At 36.4% G+C, this 14,344-nt stretch carries 13 protein-coding genes; 6 read left to right on the top strand and 7 right to left on the bottom strand.

Annotated elements, in window-relative coordinates:
• Positions 1-105 precede the first annotated feature (105 nt).
• A complete protein-coding gene (gene feoB, locus BTO21_RS16710) occupies positions 106-2,436 on the top strand; it encodes a Fe(2+) transporter permease subunit FeoB (RefSeq protein WP_045028478.1) in 2,331 nt (776 codons plus the stop codon).
• A complete protein-coding gene (locus tag BTO21_RS16705) occupies positions 2,436-2,687 on the top strand; it encodes a FeoC-like transcriptional regulator (RefSeq protein ID WP_045028476.1) in 252 nt (83 codons plus the stop codon). Before feoB ends, BTO21_RS16705 begins: the two co-directional genes overlap by 1 nt.
• A 229-nt stretch (positions 2,688-2,916) precedes the next feature.
• On the opposite strand, the gene BTO21_RS16700 is transcribed toward BTO21_RS16705, so the two are convergent.
• From BTO21_RS16700 to BTO21_RS16685, 3 genes are all read right to left on the bottom strand, one after another.
• On the bottom strand, positions 2,917-4,395 hold the full coding sequence (locus BTO21_RS16700) for a C69 family dipeptidase (protein WP_082056822.1): 1,479 nt from the start codon (positions 4,393-4,395) through the stop codon (positions 2,917-2,919).
• 350 nt (positions 4,396-4,745) lie between these two features.
• Positions 4,746-5,945, bottom strand: coding sequence for an acetate/propionate family kinase (locus tag BTO21_RS16695; protein WP_045028473.1), 1,200 nt, complete (start codon positions 5,943-5,945; stop codon positions 4,746-4,748).
• Between the two features lie 487 nt (positions 5,946-6,432).
• Entirely contained in the window at positions 6,433-7,110 is a 678-nt protein-coding gene (locus tag BTO21_RS16685; protein WP_065192958.1) for a CatB-related O-acetyltransferase, read from the bottom strand.
• Between the two features lie 77 nt (positions 7,111-7,187).
• Between BTO21_RS16685 and BTO21_RS16680 the strand changes: the two genes are divergently transcribed.
• Entirely contained in the window at positions 7,188-7,646 is a 459-nt protein-coding gene (locus tag BTO21_RS16680) for a hypothetical protein (protein WP_065209139.1), read from the top strand.
• 197 nt (positions 7,647-7,843) lie between these two features.
• Here BTO21_RS16680 and BTO21_RS16675 read toward each other — a convergent pair whose 3' ends face one another.
• The gene (locus BTO21_RS16675) at positions 7,844-8,263 is read right to left on the bottom strand and encodes a hypothetical protein (RefSeq protein ID WP_045028470.1); all 420 of its coding nucleotides are present in this window, start codon (positions 8,261-8,263) and stop codon (positions 7,844-7,846) included.
• Between the two features lie 436 nt (positions 8,264-8,699).
• Here BTO21_RS16675 and BTO21_RS16670 point away from each other — a divergent pair, with 436 nt between their 5' ends.
• Together BTO21_RS16670 and BTO21_RS16665 are read left to right on the top strand one after the other, a co-directional pair.
• Positions 8,700-9,122 (top strand): YhbP family protein, encoded by a 423-nt coding sequence (locus BTO21_RS16670; protein ID WP_045028468.1) that lies wholly within the window; start codon positions 8,700-8,702, stop codon positions 9,120-9,122.
• A gap of 399 nt (positions 9,123-9,521) precedes the next feature.
• Positions 9,522-10,226, top strand: coding sequence for a helix-turn-helix transcriptional regulator (locus tag BTO21_RS16665; protein ID WP_045028467.1), 705 nt, complete (start codon positions 9,522-9,524; stop codon positions 10,224-10,226).
• A 41-nt stretch (positions 10,227-10,267) separates the two neighbouring features.
• On the opposite strand, the gene pdxH is transcribed toward BTO21_RS16665, so the two are convergent.
• On the bottom strand, positions 10,268-10,906 hold the full coding sequence (pdxH, locus tag BTO21_RS16660) for a pyridoxamine 5'-phosphate oxidase (RefSeq protein ID WP_045028465.1): 639 nt from the start codon (positions 10,904-10,906) through the stop codon (positions 10,268-10,270).
• 265 nt (positions 10,907-11,171) lie between these two features.
• Here pdxH and BTO21_RS16655 point away from each other — a divergent pair, with 265 nt between their 5' ends.
• A complete protein-coding gene (locus BTO21_RS16655; protein ID WP_045028578.1) occupies positions 11,172-13,121 on the top strand; it encodes an EAL domain-containing protein in 1,950 nt (649 codons plus the stop codon).
• 176 nt (positions 13,122-13,297) lie between these two features.
• Here BTO21_RS16655 and BTO21_RS19985 read toward each other — a convergent pair whose 3' ends face one another.
• The gene (locus tag BTO21_RS19985; protein ID WP_146107833.1) at positions 13,298-13,501 is read right to left on the bottom strand and encodes a hypothetical protein; all 204 of its coding nucleotides are present in this window, start codon (positions 13,499-13,501) and stop codon (positions 13,298-13,300) included.
• An 86-nt stretch (positions 13,502-13,587) separates the two neighbouring features.
• The gene (locus BTO21_RS16645) at positions 13,588-14,334 is read right to left on the bottom strand and encodes a phosphatase (RefSeq protein ID WP_045028464.1); all 747 of its coding nucleotides are present in this window, start codon (positions 14,332-14,334) and stop codon (positions 13,588-13,590) included.
• Positions 14,335-14,344 lie beyond the last annotated feature (10 nt).

Raw genomic sequence — 14,344 nt, 5'->3', positions numbered from 1 at the left:
ATTTACATTTATATTAAACAATCAAACTAATAACGTTAATATACTTTTAACCTCGATTTTATTAGCTACTTTTCCTATTATCAAACTATGTTCGGAGAAATAATAATGGCAAATAGTATTGCCTTATTGGGTAACCCAAACTGTGGTAAAACCACATTATTTAATACCTTAACCGGTGCCAGACAACGAACAGGGAATTGGGCAGGTGTAACGGTTGATAAAAAAGAAGGCACTTATCAGTATAATAACCAAACAGTAACCGTTGTTGATTTACCCGGTATTTATTCAATGAGTTCATTTGACGAGCAAGGCTCAATCGATGAACAAATTGGTTGCGACTATATACTGAGTGGTGAAGCAAATCTTGTGGTTAATATTGTGGATGCGGCCAACCTTGAGCGTAATCTTTACCTAACTCTGCAATTACTTGAAATGCATGTACCTTGTCTAGTTGTTCTGAATATGCTCGACATTGCACGTCAAAAAAACATTGTCATTGATGCTGAAAAATTATCAGCCCAATTGGGTTGCCCTGTTGTGTGTTTAATTGCTAACAAAAATAAAGGCGTAGAACCATTAAAAGCTGCGATTGAAAAACAACTCATTACGCCACATATTCCTCCCTTTAAAACCCATTTCCCAATCCAATTAGGCAATATCATCACCCAATTAAGTGCGGATATTCCTGACATATTAATAGAAAATAACAATAAACAATGGCTAGCCTTGAGATTACTCGAATCAGATATTGCGGCCCAACATCATGTGTTAAATACGAATATTCCAGATCGAGTCACCCATTATCAACATTTACTTTATCAAACATACAATGAACATGCTGATTTATTAATTGCAGATGCTCGCTATCAAACGGTTGCTGAGATCATCACTCAATCAACATCTCATGAGCAGGCGACACAACATAAATTAACCCAATGGATCGATGCGGTAGTCCTTAATCGCTATCTCGGATTGCCGATTTTCTTATTCGTCATGTATTTAATGTTTTGGTTTGCGATTAACATTGGTGGCGGGCTACAACCTATTTTTGATGAAGGCTCAGCCGCTATCTTTATTCATGGTACGGCATGGCTATGCCAGTATCTTGGGTTACCTTTATGGTTAAGCGCCATTTTATCACAAGGGCTTGGCGGCGGTATTAATACAGTAATGCCCTTTATTCCTCAAATAGGATTAATGTTCTTATATCTTTCGGTATTAGAAGATAGTGGCTACATGGCACGTGCAGCCTTTGTTATCGACCGTTTAATGCAATCTATTGGTCTACCGGGTAAATCCTTTGTGCCTCTCATTGTCGGATTCGGCTGTAATATCCCCTCAATTATGGCTTCACGTACACTCGAAACCCCTAGAGATCGTATTTTAACCTCAATGATGGCACCGTTTATGTCTTGTGGTGCTCGACTCGCTATTTTTGGGGTATTCTCTGCCGCATTTTTTCAAGGAATGGGCAGTTTAATTGTCTTCTCACTCTACCTACTCGGTATTTTTGTCGCAGTGCTCACCGGTTTTATATTAAAGAAAACATTATTAACAGGTGAAGCCTCTCCTTTTATTATGGAGTTGCCGACTTATCACGTACCAAGCATTAAAACAACGTTGATCCATAGTTGGAGTCGCCTACGAGGCTTTTTAGTTAAGGCGTGTCGACTGATCATCCCTATTTGTATGATTGTTATGGCTCTTAATAGCGTGACGTTTTCTGGGCGTGTTATTGAACCGGGTCAACAACAAAATTCTGCATTATCTGACATTGGTCGCTGGGTAACTCCGGTATTATCACCGCTTGGTGTAAGCCAACAAAATTGGCCTGCAAGCGTGGGGTTACTGACTGGATTCTTAGCCAAAGAAGTCGTCGTCGGTACACTCAATACTCTTTACAGTGCTGAATTAGCCAATCAAAAAATAGCAGATGGTTCACAACCGTTCCATTTACTAACAGAGCTAAAAACAGCATGGCAAGATACCGTTACCGGTGTTGAAAATAGTTTCTCATTTACAACCTTAAAAAACCCGATTAAAGCCAGTGAAGCTGATGGCAACATGGATACAACAGCGATGGGGCAAATGCATAATCAATTTGGTTCAATGGCTGGTGCCTATGCTTATTTGATTTTTGTTTTATTATATGTGCCCTGTGTATCAACAATCGGGGTTATCGCGAAAGAAATAGGCCGTAACTGGGCGTGGTTCTCTACTTTCTGGGGGATCGCGGTGGCGTATGCACTCGCGATTGCTTTTTATCAAACAGCAACGTTTGCCCACCACCCAATAGCAACAATCGGTTGGTTAATATTTGCGAGTTCATTAATGTTAAGTTTTATTATTGGTATCCGTTATTTGAGTCAAAAAGTTGATTGGCAACTGTCGATGCCAACCACCCCAGCGCAACACAAAAGTGGAGGGTGTCACTAATGACCTCCTTAATTGCGGTTAGAAATGCAGTACGGGCAGCCAGAACTATTTCTTTGGCCCTGCTGTGCAAAAAATTTAACAGTGAACCACAATGGCTACTCGTATTGCTCGATGATCTTATAAAAAGAGGAAACATAGAACGCTGCGAAGCAACAAAGGCTTGTGATCAAACCTGCACTGGTTGTCAGACTAACTCACAAGAGATTATTTTTCGGTGGCGTGATCAACAAATAGCGATTGCGAATATTTAAAAAAACACGGACGCTAATCACTCACAGGATTCAAAAAAAGACGACAATAATAGTCTTTTTTTGAATCCATCGTATTGGCTACAACGAAACACTATCATTCTCGCCTTTTATAACATTTCACGATGTTATTTTTTATCATACTTATAAGCTTGCGAAAACATCCATCATCATAGTGTTCCAACAAAAAAAGGCACTAATAAGTGCCTTTAAATTTATGCTTCAATTATATTTATGCACCTGAAAAGTGATATAACTTATCGACATTTATCGTTAACCGAGTAAACAGTTCATTCGTTAAATCTTCAGTCAATGCTAATGCTAACGTTAAGATATCATGCTCAAAGGCATTAATAAGCGCCACTGCTTGCGCTGGTTGAGCAATATACAACTGCATATATTCAGCTTCCATCTGCTTTTGTTTATGCGCTGTTTGCTGTTCAAAATCATCATAAGCCTGCTGTACTATTGGCGAAAATTGATTCCAATCCATCATCGCTAGTGTTTGTAACTTGCGAAATTTCCAATAAGCAGAATGATTATCAGCATTATTATCACCAATCGTTAACGCTTCAGGGACTGCTGTCATTCCTTGATAAAACGGTAAATAAACGCTAAGCGCTGTCATACCATAAGCAATATATTGAATTTTACCGATCGCAGTTGGCAAATATGGACGTAGCTGTAATACATGCGAATGCTCAGTACGGAAAACAGCGATCGGACGATAAGGATCTGCGGGATTACAATGTGCATAAGGATCATGATCTGTGGCTTGATAATGATTCCGTAAACCTTGCATCACATCATACACACTGAGCTTATTTTTCGGTGTTAAATAGACCGGAAATGATTCACCTTGATCGATCGGTGTTGTAAGACCATCGGTGTACAGATGTTGCAAGGTCCATACCCGCGGATAATTATAGGTTTTATCATGTTCAACATCTTGTGAGTAAGCTCGATGGAAATTAAATACCTCACTATTTTCAGCTGAAGGTAAGTGATGTTTATGAGCAAATTCAACTAATCCCACGGATCCCATAAAATCAGGGTGATTTGCAACATAATCAACTAATCGTCCTTGATTAGCAGATACAAAATATTTATCCGCTGGTATTTTAGCCGCCATCCAATGATGGCCACTTCCTGTTTCTAAATACCAAATACCGTCGTTATCAACAAATGCGACTCCGAAACCTTCAGCTGTACCTTGGGTTTCAATAATATGCCCAAGTAAAGCTACCCCTTCTTGCGCGCTATGTACTCGTGGTAAAATAACATTAACAATCGCATCTTCACCGATACCGGTAGCCGTTACATAGGGATCAATTGCTAATACTTGAGCATTATTAAATATCGTTTCAGTCGCTGTTATACCCACTCCCGCAGAATTAAATCCAGCAGCACCAAAACTGGTGCCATTAGTATCAAAATCAGAATTTGAAGTATATTGCAGTGCCTGTTTTGCAGCAGGATAGGTAAATTTATTTCCCATCGCGCCAATAGAATGGAAATCATGTAATTGAGGTGTTTCTGCAAGATGGAAGTTAAACAGTTTCGCATTGATCGCTTCATGATCTTCATTACGAGCAATGATAAAGGATCCATCAACAGTCACTTGATGACCAACAAGGATCGTTGTACAAGCACTCATCGATAACGGCGCAGGATCCAAATGATTCATTAACATTGAAGAGGATTGTTTCATCAGTAAATATCCACCATACAAAATATTCTACTACTGTATATGATGTAATCTAACCACGTTTGTGATATTGATCGTTCCTATCCTCTTCTATTACCGACATATTATTAACCAGATTCATTAGCATCATATCGCGTCACCCAGGCTAATAATTTAAAACCATTCAGCGTGATGCTTTATTAGATCAACAATTGATACCCATGGCTATTACTAGAAAAACTATTAATCAGACGCTATAAAACGAAAAACGGCTTTAGACATCTGCCCAAAGCCGTTTCGTTATTCACTGTATTCTGTCTTTCATCTCAGAGCGTTATCTTCAACATTCTCTAAGCTAAAATAATGACACGATCTTACGCCTCAGCGTTCAGTAGTGCCAATGATTGCTGAGCAATAACAAATTCTTCGTTGGTTGGGATCACTATCGCTAATGGCGTATTTGGTTGGCTAATAACGCCTTCAGCGCCAAAACGAGCCGCTTCATTAGCCGCAATATCTTCACGGTAACCAAAAATTTTCAATAGACGCATAATTTCACGACGTACAGGTAATGAGTTCTCACCAATACCACCGGTGAAAATGATACCGTCTAATTCATCTAAAGCGACCATGTATGAAGCAATATATTTTGCAGCACGGTAAGTAAACACTTCAAACGCTAGCTTCGCGTCATGATTACCCGCTTCCATTGCTTCAATAATTCCTCGACAATCACTGGTCAAGCCTGAAACACCTAAGAAACCAGAGTTACTTACAAGCTCTTTATGTAAACGTTCGGGTGTCCAGCCTTTCTTCAATAAATATTCAAGAATACTTGGATCGATATCACCACAACGTGTTCCCATCATTAGACCAGCAAGAGGGGTAAAACCCATTGAAGTATCAATACTTTCACCATTTTTAACCACGCATACAGATGCGCCATTACCAAGGTGAACTGAGATAAAGCTTGATGCTTCAACAGGTTTATTAATTCTTTTTGCCGCTTCACGAGTAACATAATAATGGCTAGTGCCGTGTGCGCCGTAACGACGAATATTATATTGCTGACAAACTTCTTTAGAAATCGCATAAGTATATGCTTTTTCAGGCATTGTTTGGTGAAATGCCGTATCAAAAACAGCAAACTGTGACAAAGAAGGGAAAGCTTTTGCGGCGGCACGCATACCCAATACGTGTGCTGGATTATGTAGCGGAGCTAAATCGCTCAACGCTTCAATATCAGCCATGACTTGCTCATCAACGTGAACTGTAGTGCTAAACTTAGTCCCGCCATGTACAACACGGTGACCAATCGTCACGATATCGTCTTTCATACCAAGCTCATCAACTAATGCAACAATACGATCAATGGCTTGTTGATGATGACCTTCTAGGCCATTGAGTTTGAACTCATGCTTTTCACCATTAACTTTCCAGCTAACAACTGCTTCAGGGAGATTAAAACACTCACCAAGGCCACTTAACGTAGCTTCACCGGTTACAGTATCAATCAACGCAAATTTAAGTGAAGAACTACCAGAATTGATTACGAGAACTAAAGAATTGCTCATGGTTATCTCATCAGAATTTTTAAGGGCGAATTTCGAATTTATTAATAAAATCCAGTTTCGTATTTACTCAGTTCAATGCGTAATAATCATTCAACTCAATAAGTACGTATCAGTCATATTACTCAATTTTTTTTTAATGTCTCAACTTTTGTTTCAAAAACCACTTAAAAATTTAAAATTTACTGGTTTAGATCAATTTAAAGACTAAAAATTGATTTAATTCGCATAAATCCGCACCATTTAATCAAATTAAGTTGAATATAATGTGTGAAATTTTCAAATATTAAGTTATTACGAGTAATAATTTGTGACTTTTTAACCCAAACGTTCAAAAACGCACCGTATTTAGTGCTTAAATATCAATTGATAAAAATAATAGACACAATATAAATAATATTATCAGTTATGCATTCTTGCAGCGAATACTAAATGGTAAGAAAACATTACTGCTCACGAATAAATTCACTTATTTTACAAAAAAGATGACTTATTCATCGACTGATGGGCTATCCATTGTTTGATAATAACCATAAAGGCTATCAATATCGGCACTACACATAATCGTCATTGCTGCTTTTAATTGTGGTAATGGCCAATCCCACCACTTCATTTCTAGTAATTGTTTAACATGTTGTGGAGGAAACCGCTTTTTCACACATCGACCAGGATTTCCAACAACAACCGCATACGGTTCAACGTCTTTAGTAACCACTGCACGAGTACCAATCACAGCACCATCGCCGACCTTAACCCCTGGCATAATCACACATTCAGCGCCAAGCCAAACATCATTGCCAATAACGGTATTTCCTGCACGTTCAAAACCACTTTTCACACCGTCACCAAACTCTGTAAAATCAAACGGAAATGATGATATCCAATCATGTCGATGACCTTGATTTCCTGCCATCATAATCACTACACCACTGGCAATTGAACAAAATCGACCAATAATAAGCTTATCAACTTCTCCAAAAATCCCCGACTGCCAAGCCTCGTTACTGACTTTGTCACCCAATAAATAATGAACACATTGATCTTCAAAATGATGTTGGTGGTAATAACCTGAATAATAACTGTAATCGCCAACGTCTATATTAGGATTAGTGATGTGTTGTTTAATTTCATAGCCACCTATCCAAGATGGAAAAATGCTCAACGCCATTATTATTCTCCTTTATACTCAACATTTAAAACAAAACGGCATATTATACCTAAATATAAATTACCTTGGATCCCACTATGACACTCAATCATTTGTACGACGCTTATTTAGGTGAGCTCTATGGCATCAGTTTTTTTACAACCTTTGTTGAACAGTATAGTGACCATAGCCATAACAACAAATTGCAAGCCTTACTTGATATTGAAATAATAACCACAAAAAAACTAAAAGCAGCCTTGCTACCCTTAGGAATTGAATGTCTTGATTATAATGTGGATATGGCACAAAAAGGCATAAGCGATGCAAATAAATGGCTTCACCTACCATGGTCAACATTAATTGATACCATGGTGACTTGGGTCGCTCCTTATCAACAGCGTTATCAACAACAAGCCGATAATGCGCAACAACACCATGCTTTATTTACACTCGTAGCCGATCATGAAAATACTATTTATGATTTCTTGCTAGCAGAACAAGCCGGCTCACCTGAAAGCATTCAGATATTGATGCAATTTATTAATAAAAACAGCTGATGCATAGCTCCCTAATTGAGCAATTATTTTTATGAAGAATAAAAACAATTGCTCAATTAGATGATACTAACCGTTGTGATACTAAACATTAAAACGAGGAATATTCAGTTGGAAAATAGATTATTTACTAATGTTGGTCTCATATAACAGCTCCTTTCCTTTATATACCCACGTTGACTACCCATCAAAAATTACTTTTATTTAATGATAACTTGGTAGCTTACTTTCGCTATTTCCCCCACATTAAGATTGCCCAATAATTTCCAAGTAACCAAGCCTTGATACCCTGAGCGATTAATACCATCTGGCGTCATAACCTGACAGCTTAATGCTGATGGTAAAGAACTTGTATTACAATCAATAACCATCGCTGATACTGTAAACTGAGGTACAGAAGCCGATATCTGAATATTTGAAATAACATTCTTAGTATCATTTAATACATACAGATTATATTCAATCACATCACCAGGCACAGCTTCAATTGATGTCGATGCCTCAGTGGCTTGCGTTATATTTGTAACGGTTTTAGTTAATAAAACTTCAGAAGAAAAAGATTTATAACTAATTGATAAAAATAAAAATAAAAATAAAAAATTACGTATAATAATTAACATAACCTAGCCTATATCAATATTGCTTCGTAAATAATAATTTTATTACTTATGATTTTATTGTTTCATTAATTATTTATTGTCTTATTTTTAAGAAATCGAGCACATGCTCACCACGGAACGATGATCAAGTTAGAATTGGTTACGGTTAATGTGAAATCAATTACAGCTATAACAACTAATTGCTTATTAAGCTAAAACTCAACCATCCTCCAACCTAACAACTGAAAAATAAATACATTATTAAACAAATAGTTACAAAAAACATCAGGAATTTATAAATGATTGCAGATTTTCTTGATCATCGTTCCAGCCCTTATCGGTATCACATCATCAATGATAAAAATTGTTGATTCCCTTCATTTGTACTAAGACTATTAAATCGTACCTGATCGCTTTATGCTACTCTGAGGATTTACTTAATGATCGAAGGCATCTCTTGAATGAAACTAAACATATAAGTGCTTTTTTAAAAAACAATCACTTATTAACATTATGTGCTAATACTCATTCCGATTTATGGTGTGCTAGTTGTTATTATGTTTTTGACCAAAAACAAATGTCCTTATTTATTATGACAAGTGACAGTAGTCATCACAGCCAACTCATGATGCTAAATAATAATATTGTAGGCACTATCGCTCCCCAACCCCAAAACATAATAGATATAAAAGGCATTCAATTTAAAGGCGATATCGAAAAACTTAGGGATAAAGCTGCAGAGAGAGCAAATACACTTTATTACACTACATTTCCAGAAGCTAAATTCATTTCAGCCCCAATTTGGAGGATAAAACTAACCATGATAAAAATGACAGACAATAGTTTAACGTTTGGAAAAAAACTTTTTTGGCACCAATAAAGCATACAGGCATGCCCAATTAACAATAAAAACCAAATATGTCAATGGGTGATTTCCCCCCTATTTTGTTACTGGCGGCTTAGATATAGTTATAGTATTAATATTTCACCACACAGTGGTAAATGTTAATAATTATCCGCAAGGATAAAATCGATAAGAGTTGTAATATTTATTATCAAATAACAACACTTATTGATTACCTCTTCTACACGTAGTACAGGATTATACTCTAAAGAGTCAACGTCTTGTTTTTGCCGATCTTTATGGTCGGCTTTTTTTTATTCAATATATTTTTGCTTATAAAACGAGCATTACAGGATATACATATTTACCCACTGTAATAAACTCATTACAATTAACAAAGATCATAATTAATAAAGAATATAAAGCTAATAAAAAATGAACAATAATGGTAATTACCCCTCATTCGAAATATTAAACCAATTACCTGGTTGTTGGGGTTGTAAAGATATAAATTCAGTTTTTGTTTATGTAAATGATGAATATTCGAGAATCATTGGTTTTAATAATCCTCTCGACTGTATTGGCTTAACCGATTTTGATATACCCCATTTAAACCCTAAATACGCTCATCTATTTCAACAGCAAGACTTACAAGTGATCCAATCTGAAAAACAATTACGCATACTTGATATTCATCCCTATGCCGATGGATATTGGCGAGCACATTTGTTTACCAAAACAGCATGGAGAGATAATAACAACAACGTTATTGGTGTTATTTTTTCAGGCGTCGAGTTAAAGCATACGTCTTTACTTGAAATAGGACATTGGATCTGTCGTAGTAACACAACCCAATACCACGAGAAAAACACTTTTAATCAACAAATAAATATTTTTCTTAATACTCGAGAATCAGAAGTATTGTTTCTACTGCTTTATGGTAAAAAACCACAATACATATCCAAAACATTACAGCTCGCTGTGAAAACTGTTGAGAATTATGTGGTTCGATTAAGAGAAAAATTTAATGCTAATTCAAAAGGTGAATTGATTGAATTAGCCCTTGATGCTGGTTTTGGTTCTCATATTCCCGAAAGTATGTTGAAAACCCAACAATCGATCATATTAACAGAATACTAACTAAAATTAGCAGAGTCGTGATTACTCTGCTGATTAATTTACTATGGTGCTAAACGCTCAATATCCCAATCATTGTTATCATTACGTAAATAAATAAAACGATCATGTAAGCGATGTTTGCCACCCTGCCAAAATTCAATTGAATCAAATTTGACTCGATACCCTCCCCAGAAACTAGGAAGAGGCACTTCACCCGCAGAAAACTTCTGCTTTAATTCAAAAAATTTCCCTTCAAGAGCCTGACGAGCAGAAAGGCGCGAACTTTGTTTGCTCGCCCAAGCCGCTATTTGACTTTCCTTTGGCCGACTTGAAAAATACTTCATTACCTCAAGCGTTGAGAGTTGCTCAACATGACCGGTAACATGCACTTGTCGTTCAAGAATATGCCATGGAAAATGTAAGCTTATTTTATTATTTATCTGTAATTGTTCTGCTTTACGGCTACCTAAATTAGTATAAAAAATGAAACCGTCATTATTAACATCTTTTAATAAAACAATTCGTTGAAAAGGTTGGCCATCGGCATTAACCGTTGCAACGGTCATCGCAGTCGGATCCGGTAAGTTTGCATCAACGGCTTGTTGTAACCATTTATTAAATAACGCTAGAGGCTCTTTCGGTAAATCATCGCGACGCAAACCACCTTTGGTATATTCTCGACGAATATCAGTTAAATCCATTTCTATCTCCTACCCTAAAAATACTCAATCATTAATATCATTCGCTATAAACAACTGAATTAAAAATACATCTCTAGTGCAAACATTCAATTGTTGCATAAATAAATAGACGCATTTAGCGAAAAGCAACATTGATAGAGAAACAATCAACTGCATATTGCAGAGTTTTGATAAATTAGAACAATTAGATATCTTCATCTTCAGCATCTCTCTATCAGTGATTTACTCATTGAATGCTGCACTTAACTTTTTTGGTGCTCAAATTATGACACTTTTCAAACGCCAAGTTATTAGTCTAACCGTATTAGTTTGCTCTATTGTTAGCGCAGCCACGGCACAACAACTTTTTTCAAGTTATTCAACATTAAAAAATCAACATATCATAACGTCACAAACCGATATTAATAGAGCTCTAGTTATACTACCTCAAGCACTCACAAAGCTAAATGCTTCCATGTTGTCAAAAATCCAAGAGCAAGAATTATTAACGATTACCAATCAATTATTTTCAAATACTTATTATAGCCAAATAAATTTAGCATCAACGAATACGAATACTCGCCAACTTATTCGTCAAGATAATCTTATATCTACAAACCACTCACCTAATTGGTTTCAAGATATTTTTAAAATCCCTTCTCATACTGAACAACGTATCATTGAAAATGACAATCAATCATTAGGCTTATTAACAATAACAGTACAACCAGTACTTAATTACCAACTATTATGGCAAATAAGTACACGTACCGTATTAACAAATATCTTTATTGCGATCATCTCAAGTTTGTTTGTTTACTTTATTTGTCACAAAAATCTTGCATCATTATCGCGGCTCACTGCACGAGCTAAAACAATAGATAATTTAAATCAAGCTCCCCTTTCTATACCTAATGAAACCGATTTAGCGATTATTGTGCGAGCATTTAATAAAATTTGTTATCAATTAGATACTAATTTTAAGAACCAAGCTGATGAGGCGATGAAATTAAGACAACAAGCCTACCTAGATACAACATCAGGTTTAGGTAATCGCAGTTTCTTCATTCATCAACTAAGCTCATGGCTCAATGAATCTCACAAAGGAGGATTAGGGCTAATTCAAACAGATCTAATTAATGAATGTTATCAGAATGAAGGGTTTAAAAAAGGTGATGAATTAATAAAAACCATATCAGCACGATTAAATGAAGTACTTATTTTTAATGATGCAACGCTTGCTCGCCTCTCTAAAGATGAATTTGCTATTCTTATTCCAAATATTTCCATTGAAAAACTACAACTTTGCAGTAAATCATTAGTCAATATTTTTAATGATTTAAGTACCGCAACGACCACTATTAATAACAATGTTTCTATCGGTTTAGTCTTTAATGAAAACGAAAGCACCCCAAGTCAAATATTAACTCAATTAGATAATGCATTAACTCAAGCTAAAATAATGTCACATGACTCAGTTTCAATCATTAAAGATATAAATAGCCAAACAACACTCGGAAAACAACAATGGAAATCATTACTTGAGGAAGCAATCAGTGAAGATTTATTTACCTATAAATACCAACCAGCAACACTTTCAAATGGTTCTACTTATCATTATGAAGTATTTACAGCAATCAAGAAAAACAATAACTACTATTCTGCTGGAATGTTCTTAGGTGCCATAGAAGATTTAAAAATAGGAAGTTGGTTTGATAGGCATGTTATTGTCGCTATTATTAATAAATTAAATGCAGATAGAACAAGCGGTCCTTTTGCGATAAATATCACTAATAGTTGTATTAATGATCCTAGCTTTATTCGGTGGTTAGATAATTTATTACAAAAAAACAACTCACTAAGTTCTCGATTATTTTTTGAAATCCAAGAAGTAAGCTGTATCAGACATACCGATGCAACCGGTATTTTATGTTCGATCATTCGTAAACATGAATTTGGATTTGGTATTGATAACTATGGCCGCAACTTCCAATCATTAACGTATCTGAAAGAACTACAACCTAACTACGTTAAAATTGATTACGTCTATACTCACCAACTCAATGATCAAACAAAATCAACCGTCCTATCTTCTATCTGTCGAACTGCACACAGTCTTAATATTAAAGTTATTGCGACACGAGTAGAAACAGCAACACAATTAGACAGACTCTCTGAATTATTTGTTGGCGGCTATCAAGGATTCATTACAGATAAACAACCCCTCACTGCTTAATCTATTTACACTGTAAATTTTAATAATCTCACAGACTCTATTTACACTGTAAATAGAGTTTTCATATCCCCTTCTTTACACTGTAAATTTCCTTCTTATATTCTCCCTCTATCCTTATCTAGTATTTACACTGTAAATTATTATCCCGCTCGGACAATAATATACAACCAACAGTTTTAGCTGTGATGTTTGGCTGTGGTGTTTGGCTGAGGTGTTTGGCTGTGGTGTTTGGCTGTGGTGTTTGGCTGTGGTGTTTGGCTGTGGTGTTTGGCTGTGGTGTTTGGCTGTGGTGTTTGGCTGTGGTGTTTGGCTGTGGTGTTTGGCTGTGGTGTTTGGCTGTGGTGTTTGGCTGTGGTGTTTGGCTGTGGTGTTTGGCTCATTTACAGTGTAAATCAAACAATTTAATTTACACTGTAAATATCATTTAATCACAGTTTACAGTGTAAACTGAAAGACGACCTAACAACTACCATTTATGCCCTTGGTACTGTTCAGCAACTACTTTTCCACGCTCAGTCAAAAAGTCTAACAAGGATTGAGGATGTCGAGTGGTAATCAACTCTTGAGGAAAATCAACATGCGCTAACAAAGTCTGAATACTTGAAAAGTTACCAACGTCAGCTGCAAAGTGAGCATCTGACCCCGTCGTAATTCGAGCACCCACCTCTTTCGCTATCATTGCTATATCTTCACATCGCGGAGCACTACCCACTCGAGAACGGCCTAATGATGAATTATTTATTTCAACTAAAACATTATACTCAGCCGCAGTACGGATCACTTTTTCAAAATCGAAATCATAATTAGGATTACCAGGATGGCCAATCGCATCGACAACACCCGATTTTATAGTATTGATTAGCGCCTCAGTGTGATCATCTCGATGCGTCGGTTTGAAAACAGGCTCATGCAAACTCGCAATCACCCAATCTAATTTAGCCAAAACGGTATTATCAAGATCAACATTGCCCGCTGTATTAATAATATTCGCCTCGACTCCCCGTAATACAGCGACACCATTAAGAAAACGAGGCAGTACACGTTGGTTAGCAAAATACCAAAAATGCGGAGCACCTGGCATTAAAGAAGCATGATCAGTATTACAAAACATTTTTAATCCCTTCGCTGCCGCCGCTTGAGAATTTTCAATAATAGTACTGTAAGCGTGACCACTTGATAGTGTGTGCGTATGAGTATCAACTTGAATCTGCATAACATAGACC

Origin of the sequence: Photobacterium phosphoreum (genome assembly GCF_002954725.1) — a bacterium.
Taxonomy (GTDB): Bacteria; Pseudomonadota; Gammaproteobacteria; order Enterobacterales; family Vibrionaceae; genus Photobacterium; species Photobacterium phosphoreum.
Note: the sequence above shows the minus strand (reverse complement) of the source record. Positions and strands in the feature narration are given on the sequence as shown.